Origin of the sequence: Rhizobium sp. BK313, assembly GCF_014193655.1 — a bacterium.
Lineage (GTDB): Bacteria > Pseudomonadota > Alphaproteobacteria > Rhizobiales > Rhizobiaceae > Rhizobium.
Window position 1 is genome coordinate 249707 of sequence record NZ_JACHZQ010000001.1, and the last position, 16571, is coordinate 266277.

14 protein-coding genes are annotated in these 16571 nt (G+C 60.9%); 7 read left to right on the forward strand and 7 right to left on the reverse strand.

Features of this window, described 5'->3' with window-relative positions; translation table 11 throughout:
* Positions 1-9 precede the first annotated feature (9 nt).
* Entirely contained in the window at positions 10-2208 is a 2199-nt protein-coding gene (locus FHT86_RS01160; protein WP_133705038.1) for an alpha-amylase family protein, read from the reverse strand.
* Positions 2209-2432: 224 nt separating this feature from the next.
* Between FHT86_RS01160 and FHT86_RS01165 the strand changes: the two genes are divergently transcribed.
* From FHT86_RS01165 to FHT86_RS01190, 6 genes are all read left to right on the forward strand, one after another.
* Complete coding sequence (locus tag FHT86_RS01165; protein WP_166656715.1) at positions 2433-3776, forward strand: ABC transporter substrate-binding protein; 1344 nt, start codon at positions 2433-2435, stop codon at positions 3774-3776.
* Between the two features lie 161 nt (positions 3777-3937).
* A complete protein-coding gene (locus tag FHT86_RS01170) occupies positions 3938-4765 on the forward strand; it encodes a carbohydrate ABC transporter permease (protein ID WP_246779439.1) in 828 nt (275 codons plus the stop codon).
* Positions 4766-4771: 6 nt separating this feature from the next.
* Positions 4772-5644, forward strand: coding sequence for a carbohydrate ABC transporter permease (locus FHT86_RS01175; RefSeq protein WP_133705041.1), 873 nt, complete (start codon positions 4772-4774; stop codon positions 5642-5644).
* 39 nt (positions 5645-5683) lie between these two features.
* A complete protein-coding gene (locus FHT86_RS01180) occupies positions 5684-7150 on the forward strand; it encodes a hypothetical protein (protein WP_133705042.1) in 1467 nt (488 codons plus the stop codon).
* Between the two features lie 56 nt (positions 7151-7206).
* Positions 7207-8082: an aldo/keto reductase gene (locus tag FHT86_RS01185; RefSeq protein ID WP_166656716.1), complete on the forward strand. Its 876-nt coding sequence runs from the start codon at positions 7207-7209 to the stop codon at positions 8080-8082.
* 32 nt (positions 8083-8114) lie between these two features.
* A complete protein-coding gene (locus FHT86_RS01190; RefSeq protein ID WP_166656717.1) occupies positions 8115-9080 on the forward strand; it encodes an amidohydrolase family protein in 966 nt (321 codons plus the stop codon).
* Between the two features lie 94 nt (positions 9081-9174).
* Here the strand turns inward: FHT86_RS01190 and FHT86_RS01195 are convergent, their stop codons facing one another.
* The 6 genes from FHT86_RS01195 to FHT86_RS01220 all read right to left on the reverse strand — a co-directional run bounded on the left by FHT86_RS01195 (position 9175) and on the right by FHT86_RS01220 (position 15078).
* A complete protein-coding gene (locus FHT86_RS01195) occupies positions 9175-9381 on the reverse strand; it encodes a hypothetical protein (protein WP_133705045.1) in 207 nt (68 codons plus the stop codon).
* Positions 9378-10133, reverse strand: coding sequence for a COG4280 domain-containing protein (locus FHT86_RS01200; protein ID WP_133705046.1), 756 nt, complete (start codon positions 10131-10133; stop codon positions 9378-9380). Before FHT86_RS01200 ends, FHT86_RS01195 begins: the two co-directional genes overlap by 4 nt.
* 86 nt (positions 10134-10219) lie before the next feature.
* Positions 10220-11263 carry an ABC transporter ATP-binding protein gene (locus FHT86_RS01205; RefSeq protein WP_133705047.1) on the reverse strand — a complete coding sequence of 348 codons (1044 nt, stop codon included), beginning with the start codon at positions 11261-11263 and terminating at the stop codon, positions 10220-10222.
* Positions 11260-13062, reverse strand: a complete 1803-nt coding sequence (locus FHT86_RS01210) for an iron ABC transporter permease (protein ID WP_166656718.1) — start codon at positions 13060-13062, stop codon at positions 11260-11262. Before FHT86_RS01210 ends, FHT86_RS01205 begins: the two co-directional genes overlap by 4 nt.
* Before the next feature lie 16 nt (positions 13063-13078).
* Positions 13079-14083, reverse strand: a complete 1005-nt coding sequence (locus tag FHT86_RS01215; protein ID WP_133705049.1) for an ABC transporter substrate-binding protein — start codon at positions 14081-14083, stop codon at positions 13079-13081.
* 95 nt (positions 14084-14178) lie between these two features.
* Positions 14179-15078: a MurR/RpiR family transcriptional regulator gene (locus tag FHT86_RS01220; protein WP_133705050.1), complete on the reverse strand. Its 900-nt coding sequence runs from the start codon at positions 15076-15078 to the stop codon at positions 14179-14181.
* A gap of 208 nt (positions 15079-15286) precedes the next feature.
* On the opposite strand from FHT86_RS01220, the gene FHT86_RS01225 reads away from it, so the two are divergent.
* A complete protein-coding gene (locus FHT86_RS01225; protein WP_166656719.1) occupies positions 15287-16555 on the forward strand; it encodes a DUF2325 domain-containing protein in 1269 nt (422 codons plus the stop codon).
* Positions 16556-16571 lie beyond the last annotated feature (16 nt).

Below are 16571 nucleotides of genomic sequence, written 5' to 3' on the forward strand. Positions count from 1 at the left end.
TCCCCGATTTCACCGTGACCAATCGACCACGACGACCTCATGGTCGAGTACGTCGCCGACCTCGATGACGAGTTCGTTGCCCTCGGATTTTGCCGCAACCTTCCGACCACTTACACGCAGTGACACTTCGGCGGAATTGCCTGCGCCGGGCTCCTTCCGCAACCGGACGGTCACCGGGCCGATCGGAAGCAGTTCGTTCTGCCGGCCCGGCACGCGCGAGGTCAGGATGCGATTGTTGAGGTGGATGATCTGCCTGCTATCCTGACTGTAGAGCGTCGCGGTGATGAAGCCATGGGTTCCTTCGAGGCTCAGCAGCGAACGGTCACCGAGCATCCAACGCGCGGCATTGGCGATCAACTTGGCATGTTCGAACTGTTCGTCGCGAGCATAGCATCGGTCGAGGTCAGCGACGAACCAGACGAATTTGCCGCCATTGGCCGTCTCGCGCACGGTAATGGCCGGGAGGTCCGAATAGGGCTGGCGCATCCAGGAGGTTTCCGGCGGATAAATCGGGAAATCCGGAATGTAGGTGGCCAATACCTTGACGTCGTGGTCGACGCTGACGACAGGCAGGTAGCCGCCGAAGGGCAGGGTATCGGTTCCGTCCAGCCCGGCAAGCACAGGATGGCGGCTGCCATCGGCGGCCGGCGCGGTCTTGTCCTTCGGGCCGTGTACCTTGGCGCGGAGTTCCGGGGAAAGACGCAGATAGGTGTGGCGGAAGCTGGTTTCGATGTCGGGGTTTGCCGGCTCCTGAGCGCCGCGGCTGCCACCCTTGGCATGGACGCCGAAGAGTTTCGCCAGAGCGAAATCGGCGCGCTTGTCGCCATATTCGCCGTAGAGGCTCGCTTCCGATGAGGCAATGACCGATCCGCCCTGGGCGGCGAAGGCTTCGACGGCGGCGACTTGAGTGTCCGACATCGCCGCAAGGTTGGGCAGGATCAGCACGCCGAAGCGGCCCGCCGCCTTGCCGATATCGTCGGCATGAACGGGCAGATAGGTGATGCCAGCCCTGTCGAGCGCCCGGGTGGCGCCTCGATAGGGGTTCATCGTGCGATCGTTGGCTTGATCCTGGCCGTGGAAGTTATGATTGTTTTGCGACCAGACGACGGCGACATCGGCCTGCGGCTTGCGGTTGACGAGGATGTCCTGATTGGCCTGATGCCAGGTGAAGATCGGCTCCGCGGTGTTGTATTGGCGCCGGTCCTCGTGCAGCGCGCCGATATGGTGCCACCATGGCTGGATGCCGCCGGCAAAACCGGAGGACGACCAGAGCCGCACTTCGGCCGGTGGCATGCTGGCAAGGCGGAAGGCTGGTGAACCGAGCTGATATTGCGGCGTGCTTTCGGGAATGAGCTTGTCCCAGCCACCGACTTCGTGCAGCCGCTTGCCGACTTCGGTATTGTCCTCGAAGCCGTCTGTCGTGTTGCGGCGCTGATGGTCGAGCATGACGATCGGGCTGCGGGCGAGGATGGACGGCAGGTCGATGAAGCGGTTGTTGTTGTTCAGGACATCGCCGCTGATCATGCCCATCCAGGCGCAATGCTCTCCGCCGGCCTTGGTGGTCACCCTGTTGTTGAGTTCCCAGAGATCTGTGCGCCGCTTGAAGTTCCAGCGGATCCAGAGGCGATAGCTCTCGTCGGCCCAGTCGTGGCGGCGCGGCAGCTCGACTTTTGACCATTCTCGGAATTGCTTGGTGCAGTGTTGGCAGTAGCAGATGTTCTTGCGTGGGATACCGGCCCAACTGTTGTCGGCGAAGCCATCGGGCTGGCTGCGGCCGATGATTTCCTCCATGATTTTCGGGAGGTATTCGCTGTAGTAGGGCGAGTTGATGCAGGTGACATACTTGTCGGCCTGGCGATAGGGTTTGCCGTCGATGTCGATGCAGATCCAATCCGGATGCGCGCGATAGAAATCCTCCGCCACACGGTTGGAGTCCATGCGGGCGATGACCTTCAGCCCTTCTTCACGGGCCGCTTTGACGATCTCGCCGTAGAGGTCGCGTTCGCCGAGCGTTTCGGCGCGATGGTGCAGTGGGAATTCGGAGGGGTAGTAGGCGACGATGCCGCCAGCGTTGACGATTACACCCTGGATGCGCGTCTTGCGCCAATGCTCCCGCCACCATTGCTCGTCATAGCGCGCCGGGTCGATTTCGACGAGATTCGTCTGGGCCCAGCGCAGCGTCGTCTTGTACCAGGGTTCCAATGCCATGGATATCGCTCACTCATGTCTCGGTTGATCTGCGTCGCCAAACTAGGGGAAATCCTGATGCAGTCGTCAGCCTTTACACGAGAATTCCACGATGCGGAAAAGCATCCGCAAACCATTCGATACCGGTCCGGGAATGTGATCAAAGAATCCCATGCATTCAGCGCTGGGCATCGGGAGGAGACGATGTCCGCACCCTGAACAGCCAGGAGGAGGGGATCGACATCATGGCCGAGAATAAGACCGCGGACGATTTGGCGACATTTGCAGGCGAGCTTAGTCGCCGGAACCTGCTGCTCGGCGCAGCGATGCTTGCCGGAAGCGGGCTCCTGCCCGAGATCGCTCGGGCGCAGGGAGCTGCCGAAATGCTCGTCGCTTGGTGGGGGTCCGACGATCGGCACCAGAAGACATTGAAGCTCCTGAAGCTGTTCGAATCCAAGCATCCTGGCCTGAAGATGGATGCGCAATATGGCGGCCTCATCGGCTACCAGGACAAGATTTCCACCCAGTTCGCCGGCGGCAGCGCTCCCGACATCATGCAGATCTCCGATAATCGCGAGGCGCTCATCGCCTCTGGTCGCTTGCTGCAGTTGGACGACGCAATAGCCAGCGACAAGATCAATCTCGTCGATGCCAACAAGAGCGTCGTTGAAACCATCAAGGTCGGCGGCAAGCTCTATAGCATCCCCTGGGGACTGGCCTGTGGCTGCTACTTCCTCGACACGAAAGTATTCCAGGACACCAATGTCGCTTTGCCGGGGCCGGATTGGACCTGGGATCAATATGCGGACAAGGCCAAGGCCATCACCAAGGCGAGCGGCGGCAAGGTCTACGGTTCCGCCGACATTTGGGCGCCGGCCGGAACACGCTCACTTTATCCGTTCGAATTCTTCCTGCGCCAGCGCGGCAAGTCCACCTTCACGACGGATGGCCAACTCGGTTTCGAACAAGCGGAGCTGACGGAGTGGTTCACTTTCTGGGACGATCTACGCAAGGCTGGCGGCGTGCCGCCGGCAGAGATCACAGCAGCCGAAGGCGGCTTCGAGACCTCGCCGATCATCACCGGCAAGGCGGCGATGTATCCGGTCAACAGCTCCATCGCATCATCGCTGCAGGCGCTGACCAAGAACAAGCTCGTCTGCGCCGTCGTCCCCAACGGCATCAACAGCAAGGCGCTGTCCGGGCCGACCTTCGGTGCCTTTATCAATGCCAGCATGCAGGTCTTCGTCAACGCCGCTTCGAAGCAGAAGGATTTGGCCGTCGATTTCCTTAACTTCGTGACCAACGACCCCGATGCCGCCAAGATCCAGCTGATGGCGCGCGGCGTACCGCTATCGGCGAAGGTTGCGGAGTCGATCCTGCCTGATGTCTCACCGATCGAGCAGAGCATGGCCGACGTCATCAAATACACCCAGGACCATACCGCCGCGCCCGGCGTCACCTGGCCGACGACCGGCGGGCAGGTGCAGGACCTGATGCAGCGGTCACACCAGGCAGTAGCCTTCGGCCAGAGCAACGTCGCCGATACCGTCACCAAGTTCTTCGATGAAGCCGGGATCATTTTGAACTGATGTCGTCCTCCCAACGTCAAAGCGACATGCAGGCAGCGCGACACGGCGCGCTACCTGCAGCGCTGGCCTCATCTTCTCCCCTGCAGCGCCCCCGGCAGCGTCGAAGACAGCTCGGCGACAACAGCTGGGGCTATCTCTTCCTCACGCCCTGGATCATCGGCATGCTGCTGTTCCTGGCGGGCCCGACGTTGGTGTCGCTCTATCTCTCCTTCACCAATTTCAACCTGCTGAACCCGCCGAAGTGGATCGGGGCGATGAACTATGTCCGGCTGTTCACGATGGACAGCCGTTATCTCACCTCGCTGAGGGTGACCTTCACCTATGTCGCCTTCGCCGTGCCGTTGAATCTCGCTTTCGCGCTGGCGCTTGCCATGTTGCTCAATTCGAAGATCAAGGGGTTGGGACTCTATCGCGCCATCTATTACGTGCCGTCCCTGCTAGGCGGCAGCGTGGCGATCGCCATTCTCTGGCGGCAGGTCTTCGGTCCGAGCGGCATTGTCGCCCAGGTTCTCGCTGTTTTCGGCATCGAGGGCGCGAGCTGGGTATCTTCGCCTAACTCGGCGTTATGGACTTTGATCATCCTGCACGTCTGGCAGTTCGGCTCGCCGATGATCATTTTCCTGGCGGGGCTGAAGCAGATCCCGAAGGAGCTTTACGAAGCGGCCATCGTCGATGGCGCCGGTCCATGGCAGCAGTTCCGGATGATCACGGTGCCGATGCTGACGCCGGTGATTTTCTTCAATCTGATCCTGCAGATCATCAATTCGTTCCAGGCCTTCACGCCGGCCTTCATCGTCAGCGGAGGCACGGGCGGGCCACTCGATTCCACGCTGTTCTATACGCTCTACCTCTACCTTCAGGGGTTCGGAAATTTCCGGATGGGCTATGCCTCGGCGATGGGCTGGGTACTTCTGATCATCATCGGCGTATTCACCGCGCTGGCGTTTCTTTCCAGCAAATACTGGGTTCACTACGAGGATGAGAGGTAGTCGGAGATGGCAAGCCTTGCAGCAAACCCGGTCAGGATGAGGCGCAAACGCCGGGACAAGCGTTGGCTGTTGCATGTCGTGCTTATCGCCGGCGCCTTTCTGATGCTCTATCCGCTGCTGTGGATGATCGGCAGTTCGTTCAAGCCAGAGGGAGAGATATTCTCCAATCTCAACCCGATCCCGACGAGCCTCGATTTTTCCAACTACATCAAAGGCTGGACGCTCGGCACCGGCGCGTCGTTTTCAACCTTCTTTCTCAATTCCTTCATCGTCTGCGTCGGTGCGATCGTCGGCAATCTGCTGTCCTGCTCGCTTGCGGCCTATGCCTTCGCGCGCATCAACTTCCGCTTCAAGGGCATTCTCTTCGCCCTGATGATCGGCACGTTGATGCTGCCGTTCCATGTCACCGTCGTACCGCAATACATCATTTTCAACTCACTCGGCTGGATCAACACCTTCCTGCCGCTGATCGTGCCGAAGTTCTTCGCGGTCGATGCCTTCTTCATCTTCCTAATGGTGCAGTTCATCCGCGGCATTCCGCTCGAGTTGGAACAGGCGGCGAAGGTCGACGGTTGCAATCGGTTCCAGATCTTCACGCTGATCATCCTGCCGCTGATGATGCCGGCACTGGTGACGACGACGATCTTCACCTTCATCTGGACGTGGAACGACTTCTTCTCGCAGCTTCTCTATCTCAATGCCGAGAAGAACTACACGGTTTCGCTTGGCCTTCGGCAGTTCCTCGATGCGTCGGGGCAATCGTCCTGGGGCTCGATGTTCGCCATGACGACGCTGTCGCTCGTGCCGGTCTTCCTTGTCTTCCTGTTCTTCCAGAAGCGTCTTGTCGAAGGCATCGCGACCACGGGCCTGAAGGGATGAGGCGGCCCCCATGGGCAATGGCAAGGACGGAGAAAGGCAATGACTGAGCGTTTGGTGGCAATTCAGGTCGGTGCGGTGTCCTTCATGGACGAGGGCGTCGAGACAGTACTGGACACGGTTCAGCAGCGGGCCGGCGTCAATACGCTGTTTCTTGCGACGCCGACCTGGGACCGCGCCACCGGCGGCCGGGCGGAGCCGGGCCGGCCGTTTCCCGATCATGGTGTAAAGGCGTATGAGCGCGACTGGCGTGGTGGCAACTATGCCAAGACCCATCCGGAATATTACGCCAACACCATCCTGGGGCCGGCGGGCAGAGCGCCGGAATATCCGGATTGGGACATGCTGGGTGACGTCATTCCCGAGGCAAATCGGCGTGGGATCCGAAGCTTCGCCATGATGGACGAAAGCAGCCACGCGCGGCATCTGCGCAGCTATCCGAATTTCCTGAAATGCCTGGAAGTCGATATCTGGAACAAGCCCGCGCGTCGGCCGTGCTTCAACAATCCCGACTATCGCAATTGGCATCTCGGCATGATCGAGGATTACATCAAGAGCTACGATCTTGACGGCATCATGTGGTCGTCGGAGCGCCCAAGCCCGCTCGATCGGCTGATCCAGGAGCCGACGCGGCAGGGTCTGGGGTTGATCACCTGTTACTGCAACCATTGCAAGGCGCTCGGCGCCGAGCGCGGCATCAGCTGGCGGCGGTCGCAGGAAGGATATCGCAAACTGGTTCTCTGGAATGCGGACATCGCCCGGGGAGCTATTCCTTCCGATGGTGCGTTCGTGACCTTCTGGCGCTTGCTGCTCAATTATCCCGAACTGCTCTCTTGGCAATCGCTCTGGGCCGACGGGCAGCATCAGATGTATCGCGACATCTTCGGCACGGTGCGCGCCTATCGGCCGGAGATGAAAGTCGGCTGGAGCATGCCGCAGAACATCACCTTCAGCCCGTTCTATCGGGCGAGCCAGAACTATGCCGATCTCAGCCATATCGCCGATTTCCTGAAGATATCGGCCTATGACAACGCCGCCGGACCGCGCTTTCATACGTTCATTGCTGGCGTCAGCCGCACGATCTTCGGCGATGCCGATCCGGAGCAGGTCTATCCGTTGATGCTGAAGATGTTGGGTCTCGACGAGGGTCCCTATGGCGATCTGCCGAAGACCGGCTTTTCAGCCGACTATGTCAGGCGCGAGACCAAGCGCGCTCTTGTCGGCGGCGAGGGGCGTTGCGTCATTTATGCCGGGATCGATGTCGATATTCCGGTCGGTCAGCCTGATGACACGGAGATTTCGGGGCCGGCGCTTGGCGACGCCGCCATGATCGATGCCGACGACACGTCGGGTCCCGACTTGAGCCGGACCACGCCCGAGCGGGTCAAGGCGGCTGTACTTGCCGCCTTCGAAGGCGGTGCCGCCGGCGTCGTGCTCGGTCGAAAATATTCGGAAATGCGCCTCGACAATTTGACGGGTGTTCGCGCCGCGCTGGCCGAACTCAACTGACGGCGCATGGCTTTCGGGGCAGCGGAGGCTGTCTCACAGATGACATGGAGAGATCGATGCAGAAAATAGCTCTTGGCAGAACCGGGTTGCAGGTATCGCGGATCGCCCTCGGCGGATATCCCTTCGGCGGGCTCAACCGCGCCAACAATTGGGACCCATGGTCGGAAGAGGGGCGGAAATCGGCGATCGCTACCGTCAACCACGCTCTCGATCTCGGCATCAACTATATCGACACAGCCCCCGCCTATGGCGAAGGCAACAGCGAGAGGCTGATCGGTGAAGTGATGAAGACCCGGCGCGAGGAGTGCGTGCTGGCCACCAAGGTTCGCTGGGACGGCGTCGGCAAGGCGGAAGTAATAGCCAGCGTGCACGACAGCCTGAAGCGCCTCAATACCGATCGGCTCGACATCGTACAATTCCACGGCGGCATGTTCTCGGCGGAAGAGTACGAGCATATCGTCAAGGGCGGTCCGCTCGAAGGGCTGCTAGAATTGCAGCAGAAGGGCGAGGTCGGTTTCATCGGGCTGACGGCGGAGGAGCCCTGGACAGCGCGGCAATTCCTGAAGCACAAGGAGTTCGATGTCTTCCAGCTCGCCTATAACTTCATCTATCAGTCGGCGGCGCGGCATATTCTTAACGAGGCGAAAGAGGAAAATGTCGGCGTCGTCACCATGCGCACGATGACCTCGGGCATTTTCCAGCGCGGTGCTCGTTATCTGGCACCCGATTGGCAGAAGGCGAAGGATCTCTTTCAGGTCTGCCTCGAATTCGTACTGTCGGATAGCCGCGTCCATTCGGCCATCGTCGGCATGCGCTGGCCAGAGGAGGTCGATCTCAACGTCAAGCTGGTCAATGATTTCCATCCGGCTTTCGACTTTGCGCAACTGCCCCGCATGACCGTCGATGTCTATCGCGCGCAGGATGCGGAATGACCGCGGCAAAAGGGGAGGACAGTGAGCCAGCCATGAGCGACAATCGTTTGTTGATCGATGCCTATGCCCATGTCGGCATGCCGCGCTTCCAGAGCGTTGCAGATTACGAAGGTGTCATGGCGCGCGCCGGGATCGGTCGCGCCGTGCTCTGCTCATTCGACAGCAGCCCGGATCTCGCTGCCATTCACACGGCGATCAGCCTGTCGCCGGACAAGTTCCGCGGCCTCGGCGTCCCTCTCGGCAAAGACCGCGAAGAGATGGAGAGCGTCGTTCGCGCGCAGCTTGCGGCTGGATTCAGCGGCCTTAGACTGACGGATGAGGATGTCGTTGAACGGTCATGGCTACTGGACATTCTCGCCGCCGAGGACCGGATTGCCATCGTCTGCGGACAGCCGTCTTCCGACAGCACCGCCCGCGCCCTGCTTGCCAATTTCGAGCGCAATCCCGACGCCATCGTGATCGGGGGACATTTCGCGGGCGTCGATAATCCCAGGATTCTCGCTTATGGTCCGGCTGCGATGCTGTTCGCCCATCCTCGTTTTTATGTCGTCTTCTCCCGGCATGGCGGCTTCCCGCCGGCGGCCGTTCTGACCTGGGCGGAGGCTGTCGTCGCTCGGACCGGATGGAGCCGCCTTCTTTGGGGCTCGGAAGCACCGGTTATGTTTTGGCGGACCGAGACCATGCCTGAGGCGATCGACTGGGTTGGGCGACTGTCGCCGACGCCGGAACAACGCGCGGCCTTTCACGGCGGCAATAGTGAGACGCTCTATTTCAGCCGGCCGGTCACTATCGGGCCACTGGTCCTGCCCTTCGATCCCCGCACGCGGGCGCGGTCGTTTCCGGCAACGCTTTGGGCAAACGGCCTGCCGGTGGAACAGGCACTTGCGGGGCGGATGGTTCACGCCTGGCTTACTGCCGGTGGAGAGGGAAATCTCGGTACCTTTATCGAGGCGCTTCTCGATCGCAGTCTTCCGCCGTTGCCTGAACACGAAAGATAAGAGCGTTTGTGTCTATGCCGATCAGGCCTTGTTTCGACCGCTATGAACAGGTGATTTCCCCCGCCGCCCAATAGCTTGCAGGGGAATACTTATCTTATCGTTTCACTGCACGACGGACACTGTAGATCAGGATGGCGAGACAGCCGACGAGCAGCAGAACTCCGCCGAACAGCGGTGGCAGGGCGACAAGCTTTACTGCCGCCGCAACGGCGAGAACCAGGATCAGCGACAGAGCCGCAAGGCTGCCGTCGTCGATGAACATACCGATAAGTTCGGATATGGCGATGCGGATAACGTTCATTGGGCTGCCTTTGCTGTGGGTTTGCCGGCGGAGCCGCGCAAGCTGCGGACAATGGCGAAGGACGCCAGAGTAACGATTGCGAAGATGGCGATAAGTGCAAGATCAGCGCCCGGCCAGTCCGCACCGATGCCTTCACCGGTCCAGAAGATGCCGAAACTGGTCAACATCAGCCCGACGACGAATTTAAGCGTATTTTCCGGCACGGTGGCGAGAGGGCGGTGCACCAGCAGGCCGATCAGCATGACGAGGATGAAGGCGGCCAGAGCGCCGAGGCCGGCATAGAGCGTCAAGCCATGGGCGCCGCCCACGGCGATGACGATGAAGACCACCTCGACGCCTTCCAATAGCACTGCCTTGAACGAGGCAAGGCCGGCGAGATAGTCGGCGCGCCGGTCCTCGGATTGCTGGCGCAAGGCCGCCGTTTCCTTGGAAAAAGCCGCTTCTTCATCATGCAGGGCTATGACGCCGAGTGAGCGCAGAATGGCCTTGCGCAGCCAGCGCATGCCGAACAGGATCAGGAGAACGCCGACAACGAATTGCAGCGTGGTGATCGGCACCAGCGCCAGCAGCGGGCCGAAGATGAGGACGAGGGCGGCAAGCACCGCGAGCGCGAGAGCAGCACCCGTCAACGCCGGACGCCAGCTTCGCGTGACCCCGACAGCAAGGACGATGGTGAAGGCTTCGACGACCTCGACGAAGGAACCGAGGAAAGAAGCCGTTATGGTGGAAAGGATGGGTGTGAGACTGTTCATGCAATGAATCCTGAGTAACGGATAGGTTTTTGATTTCGCATGATCTTATCCGAAAGCCGGTTACATTCTTCGGATAAGATCATGGTCTAGGCAGCAAGGACCATGCAACGTTCGGGCGGCAGGGAGAAGGTCAGTGGTGCGCCGGCGGGCATGGCTTGCGGCCAGTCGAGCCGGATGCGATGCGGCCCGATATCGATCATCAGGCGCCAACAGCGTCCCTGGAAAGCGCTGGACTGAACAATACCCTGAAGTCGGTTGTCGGGATAGGCATCGGATGGTCGCGCATCTTCCGGCCGAACGACGAGGAGAGCGCTGCCGCTTTGGGCGCCGGCCGTGCGCAACGCTTCGATCGGGGTATTCTCGATCTTGAAGTGGCCGTCGCGCGCCACGCCCGGAACGATGGAGAAGCCTCCGATGAAGCTGGCAACGAAGGCGTCGGCCGGCGCCTCGTAGATCGCTTGCGGCGTATCGAACTGCGCGATGACACCGGAGCGCATGACGGCGATACGATCGGACACCGCCATGGCCTCGGCCTGGTCGTGGGTGACATAGATCACCGTGGTGGCCTCGCGGCGCACCAGTTCCATCATCTCTACCCGCATATCCTCGCGCAGGGCGGCATCGAGGTTGCTGAGCGGTTCGTCGAACAGCATCAGGGCCGGCCGGGCGGCAAGGCAGCGGGCAATTGCCACGCGCTGCTGCTGGCCACCCGACAGTTCCGCCGGATAGCGGTTGCGATAGGGGGCCAGGCGGGTGACATCGAGGGCATGATCCAGCCGCGCCGCCACGTCCGTTTCGGACAGGCGTTGTGATTGCAGCCCGAAGGACAGGTTCTGGGATACGGTCATATGCGGCCAGAGGGCATAGTCCTGAAACACCATGCCAACGCGGCGCTTCTCCGGCGGCACGACGGATTGCCTGCTCCAAACGACGGCGTCGTCGAACTTGACGATGCCGCTGTCCGGATTGATCAGCCCCGCAATGATGCGCAACAAGGTCGTCTTTCCCGATCCGCTGGCGCCAAGCAGCGATACGACCTCGCCGGCTGCGATCTTCAGATCGAGATTGCTGAGCACTGCGCGGCCGCCGAGCGATTTGCAGATATCGGAGCAGTCCAGTGAAGCGGTCATTGTGCATTCTCTCCTCTGGTATTGCGGCTACGGTCCGGCATGAAGCGCCGCACCAGCATCCACGCAATGGCCGCGCCGCCGCCGGCAACCGCCATCGCCAACAATGCGATGGCGCAGGCGAGCCCGTCTTGATCGTGGCTGAACAGTTTCAGGATCAGCGTCGGGGCCGCCGGGCCGCTGAGCGGAATGAGCATTTGCGACATCGGCAGTTCGAAGACGGTGCGGATGAAGGTCAGGAGGAAGGCCGTCACCACACTTAGGAAGACCAGTGGCAGGGTGATGGCGAGCAGGCGCCGAATTGCGCCGGCGCCTTGCAGCCGGGCCGCATCCGTCAGGCTCGGCGCTATCTGGCCGATGGCCGAAAGGATGACGACGAGGCAATAGGGCAAGGCGGCTGCGACATAGCCGGTCACCAGGAGCGAGCCGTCACCATAATGCGGGAACGGCCAGTCGCGGAAGCCGGGCAGGCGGTTCCAGACGAGGATGTAGCCGAAGCCGAGGACGATGCCTGGAATGGCGACCGCGCCGAGAGATAGGCCTATGGCGATGGTGCGCATGAGCGAATTGGAGCGGTCGAGCCGGGCTGAGAGAAGCAGGGCGATGCTGCTGGCGATGATCGCCGTCAGGCCGGCATAGCCAAGACTGCGTAACAGGCCCTCGTTCGCCGCCGTGCCGAGGCTCAACGCCGTCTGGACATTGATCAGCGTGAAGTTGCTCCAATCCAGCCCGTGGCCGAGGGTCTGGCTCAATGCCCGGATAGCGACTGCAAGCAGTGGTAGGATCAGCGAAAGAAAGACGACGGCAAGCGCGGCAATCGTCGCAGGCCACCGCCAGAAACCAAGCTCATAACGGCGTGCTGGCCGCGCTCTTCCAGAGATCAAGCGGGGATCGGCGCGGCGGCGCAGCATCCTGTCGGCCGCCACCACGAGCAGGACCAAAGCCAGGAGGATCAGCGCCTGGGCGCCTGCCGAAGCAAAGTCGACGGGATAGTCGCTAGTCGCGGAATAGATGCCGTATGTCAGGACACCGAAGTTCGAGGTTCGGGCGATGGTCGAGGCGAGGCCAAAATCCGACAGCACCTCCGCAAAGGTGGCGATGACGCTGAGGGCGATGGCCGGCGCGAGTAGCGGGCCGTTGATCCGCAGCCATATCTTTAGCGGGGACGAGCCGGACAGCCGCGCCGCGTCCTCGAGCTCGCTGCCGAGCCCGGCAAGCGCGCTGGCGATGATGAAGCTCGCCAATGGGAAAAGGCCGAGCGTGTGGACGAAGACCAGGCCTTCAAGGCCAAAGAAAGCCTCGCTCCAGGACTGCGGCAGAATGCCGAGCTGGGCCAGATAGCCGCCGGACGACATCAGCAGCACCCAGGCCAGTGCCTTGAGATAGGAGGGCGTCAGGAACACCAGCCAGGGCGTGACGGCGATGACGCCGCGCAAGGGCACGTTGCATCGCTGCACGAGGACGGCGAAGGCGCCGCCAAGGGCGGTGGTTGTAACGGCGACTGTTGCGGCCAGTTCCAACGAATTCAGGATCGACTGGAGAATACGCGGCGAGGCGAAGGCATGCGCCAGCGGCTCCAGGCTGAATGCGGTACTGCCGGCCTGGATATCGAACAGCCGCGGCATCACAGCTTGAACCAGTACGAGCGCGAGAGGTAGCCCGATCAGGAGGAGGAACACTGCGTAAATAGCGATCGGCCCGCAGAGGCGGCCTAAGAGAGGCAGCAATTGGTTCGGCGATAAGCGTCCGCTGCTGGAGCCGCGGACGAATGCCGCGGCTCCTTCATGATTCAGAACGGTCATCATGAGCTCCGTTCAATCATGGGACGAAATGATCCTTGTACCATTGCTTCCATTCGGCCTCGTGCGCGGAGGCGACCTTGTCGTCGAGGTGAACGAAGGCGACTTCCGTCTGACGGCCGGGCTTTGCCTTGACGCCCGCAATGACGGGCATGAAGAAGAAGTCGGTGTCGTCGCCGTCCTGCATGGCGGCTTGGCCTTCGGCACTCGTCACGAAGTCGATGAACTTGCGGGCGGCATCCATATGCGTCGTCTTGGCGCTGATGCCGAGACCTTGCGGCAGGGCAATCGAACCCTCAGCCGGGTAGACCGCGATCACGGGTTCGCCACTGGCGATCTTCGCGAAAATGGCGCTGTCCTGGTTGATGCCGACGGAGGCGTTGCCGGTCAGTACGGCGGTGTTAACCTTGCCGCCGCTGGAAAGGCCAGAGAGCGATTTCGTGGTCAGCACCTTGCCGAGCAGATCCTTGCCGGCGTCGATGCCGTTGGTCTGGAAGAAGCCTGCGAGCCACTGATAGGCCGGACCGGAGAGGTTCGGGTCCTTGGCAGCGACTGTGCCGGCGAAATGCGCGAGGTCGGCCCAAGACTTCGGCGTCTTGTCAGCGGCGACTTTCTTGGTGTTCACTTCGAGAGCCGTAGTGCTGGCGCCGGTCGGCAGGAAGGCATGGCTTGCCGGGATCAGCGACTTGCCGAAATCGGTGAAGGCGGCCTTGTCATAGACATCGCCCGGGATCGGCTGCAGGACATGATCCGACGCCATGCGTTCCATCACCGCCGAGCCGTCCAGCCAGACGATATCGAATTGCGGATTGTTGCCTTCGGCCGCGATCTTGCCAAGCACTTCGCCGGTGCTGCCCGGCTCGACGACATCGACCTTGAGGCCGGTCTTGGCTTCGAAGGCCTTGGCGACCTTGCCGCTGAAATCGAGCGCATCGTAAAGGACCAGGTCTGCGGAAAAGGCCGGAGCGGCCATTGACGTCAGCGCTACGCCAAACGCAAGTCCAGCTATAGTTTTATGAAGCATTGCTTTCTCCCGTACTCTTTAGAGAGGATATAGTTATGGCAATTTTATACTATAATTCTTTCTTGAAATATTTATGTCTATCGAGAGTTACTTGATTATTTCTTTTTCTTCGTGCCACGTTTGCTCCATGCCTTGTCGATGGAGCCGCGCAGGACGCTGAGTTGATCGAGACTGTCGAAAGCTGCTTCCCGGCAACGTCCCGCCAGGCCGACGATCATGGCTTCGATCAGCACCATGGTGCCGCCATGCATGGCGAGATGATCGGCCTTGCCACGCGGGATGGGGATAATTTCCGCTACCTTGTCGGCGACGAGTGGGCCGAGATTGTCGCTGATCAGGATCACCGGCACGTCATGTCGGCCGGCCTGGTCGAGCACGACTTCGACTTCGCGGTAAAGCGGCGCATAGGCCATCATCAGAACGGCATCGCCCTTGCCAAGCCAGAGAAGGCGGTCCGCCAAGGCGACCCCCGATGCCGAAAGCGCGTTGGTGGGCAGTCCGATGCGATTGAATTGCAAGCTGGCATAATCCGCCATCGCGCCTGATGGGCCGATACCGAAGACATGACGCCTCGTTGCATCAGCCAGAATATTGATAGCGCGCGCAAAGCTTGCGGCGATTTCCGGACGGCGCAGAACGTCCAGCACGCTTTCGTGGATACCGATGACATGACGAAGCGCGCCGGTAGCATCGTCGCCCGTCTCGGCAAGCGTTCGTTCGAGGCGATTGCCGGGCGACGGCGTTCCGGTCAGTTCGGAGAGCAGGGCCGCACGGAGCGCTGAGAGGCTTTCGAAGCCGAGCGCCCGCGCGGTGCGCACCACGGTCGCGTCGCTGGCGCCAGCAAGTTGAGCGATCTGTGCGGCGGAACTCAACAGCACCGCCTGCTTCTGATCGACAAAGAAACGGGCCACGCGCTGTTCAGCGGGTGCGAGGCCCTCAAGCGCAGCGAGAATCTGAGCGTCGAATGTCGCCTGCGGTTGGGTGTCTGTAGTCATGCCAGTTGCCTATCTCTGCGTAGCAAATGCTACCGATGACGATATAGGTAATGTTTATTACATCAGCATGACAATGATGAGGCGGCGGCGATATCGGATCGCCGCGGAGGTAACCTCGCGATCTCAAGAAAGTTATCGGCAAATCCTTGTCCGCACGCCGCTTAGCCGCTACCGTAGTATTCATTGGAATATAACGCTTGGGAACGACATGTCGCTTTTGGCAGACTATAACCGCCACCGTCAGGCGCAGGGGCTCGGTCAAAGTATTGTCAGCGAACTGACTTTGCCGTCAAAAGCGACGAGTGGACCGATCGGCAGAGATGCCAAGCGGGAACAACGCCGGAAGACGTGGGAGATTTCGCCGACTTTTCATTGCTCGATTATCGGGACATGTTTGACGGCAGCCGAACTCAGGCAATTTCTGGTCAAGTTGGGTGAGCCCGATGCCAGGATGGCAAGCGATCATGTGTTGCACAGTCGCGGCGTGCGGGCGGCGAGCGAGCGCGGCGTAGCCGGAAAGCTGCTCAACAAGGCGCTCGACCGCCGTCATGAGACCATGATCAAACGGTTCTCAAAACTATCGACGGCTGACGAACTTCGCGCGCTCTGGAATGAATGCCTGGAGCAGGGCGAGATATCCGGCGCTTATTGGGCCGTGATGAGCCATCCCGCCACCGATCGGCCTCTCACACAGGAAGTGTTTGGTGAGGTGCATATGTTGTCGCATCTGGTCGGCAGCTCCAGTCGGCTGGATATCGCGCGCCTGCGGGCGCTGCAAATCGAGGTCGATGCGAAGAAGGAAAAGATCGTCCGTCAGGAAGAACGACTTCACGCAGCGGCGAGGGACCGGGCGCGGCTGCAGCAACGGATCGATGAGTTGGAGGAGAGCCTTGTTCGGGTACAAGCCGCAAGGCTTGCCGAGGACGATGTCGTCGAGAACTGTCCCGAACAGATCGCCGTTCTGCACCGGCTGGAGGCGGAGAGCGCGCGGGCAGACGCGCTTGCCGTTCGTCTCGCTCAAGCTGAAGAGCGGGTCAAAGAGCTGGAAAAGCGGGCGGCAGCGCTCGCCCAGCACAATACAGCCTTGCAGCACGAGGCAGACAGCCTGGAGGCCGCTTTTGCCGCAAACGAGATCGACGGCGCCATCGACAATGCGCCGGAGGCGGAGACCGCATCGATCCTCTATGTCGGCGGGCGCCGCAATTTGTTCGAGCGGCTGCGGTTGCTCGCGTCGAAACGCGGCATCGATTTAATGATTCATGACGGCGGCATCGAGGACAATAATTCACTTCTGCCCGGTCTGGTCAGCCAAGCCGTCGCCACGGTCTTTCCCGTCGATTGCATCAGTCATGCCGCTGCCGGCATGGTGAAGCGCCTCTGCCGTGAGAGTGGAAAACCGTTCGTACCGCTGCGTTCGGCGAGCCTTGCGAGCTTTGTTGCAGCAATTGCGGCGCCTGCTCTTTTTACCGACTCCTAGGACGGTGCGGAAAGCC

Bases quoted from the DNA above. Each gene is read 5' to 3' on its own strand.
- FHT86_RS01160 (WP_133705038.1), bottom strand. From the start codon at position 2,208: ATGGCATTGGAACCCTGGTACAAGACGACGCTGCGCTGGGCCCAGACG.
- FHT86_RS01165 (WP_166656715.1), top strand. From the start codon at position 2,433: ATGGCCGAGAATAAGACCGCGGACGATTTGGCGACATTTGCAGGCGAG.
- FHT86_RS01170 (WP_246779439.1), top strand. From the start codon at position 3,938: ATGCTGCTGTTCCTGGCGGGCCCGACGTTGGTGTCGCTCTATCTCTCC.
- FHT86_RS01175 (WP_133705041.1), top strand. From the start codon at position 4,772: ATGGCAAGCCTTGCAGCAAACCCGGTCAGGATGAGGCGCAAACGCCGG.
- FHT86_RS01180 (WP_133705042.1), top strand. From the start codon at position 5,684: ATGACTGAGCGTTTGGTGGCAATTCAGGTCGGTGCGGTGTCCTTCATG.
- FHT86_RS01185 (WP_166656716.1), top strand. From the start codon at position 7,207: ATGCAGAAAATAGCTCTTGGCAGAACCGGGTTGCAGGTATCGCGGATC.
- FHT86_RS01190 (WP_166656717.1), top strand. From the start codon at position 8,115: ATGAGCGACAATCGTTTGTTGATCGATGCCTATGCCCATGTCGGCATG.
- FHT86_RS01195 (WP_133705045.1), bottom strand. From the start codon at position 9,381: ATGAACGTTATCCGCATCGCCATATCCGAACTTATCGGTATGTTCATC.
- FHT86_RS01200 (WP_133705046.1), bottom strand. From the start codon at position 10,133: ATGAACAGTCTCACACCCATCCTTTCCACCATAACGGCTTCTTTCCTC.
- FHT86_RS01205 (WP_133705047.1), bottom strand. From the start codon at position 11,263: ATGACCGCTTCACTGGACTGCTCCGATATCTGCAAATCGCTCGGCGGC.
- FHT86_RS01210 (WP_166656718.1), bottom strand. From the start codon at position 13,062: ATGACCGTTCTGAATCATGAAGGAGCCGCGGCATTCGTCCGCGGCTCC.
- FHT86_RS01215 (WP_133705049.1), bottom strand. From the start codon at position 14,083: ATGCTTCATAAAACTATAGCTGGACTTGCGTTTGGCGTAGCGCTGACG.
- FHT86_RS01220 (WP_133705050.1), bottom strand. From the start codon at position 15,078: ATGACTACAGACACCCAACCGCAGGCGACATTCGACGCTCAGATTCTC.
- FHT86_RS01225 (WP_166656719.1), top strand. From the start codon at position 15,287: ATGTCGCTTTTGGCAGACTATAACCGCCACCGTCAGGCGCAGGGGCTC.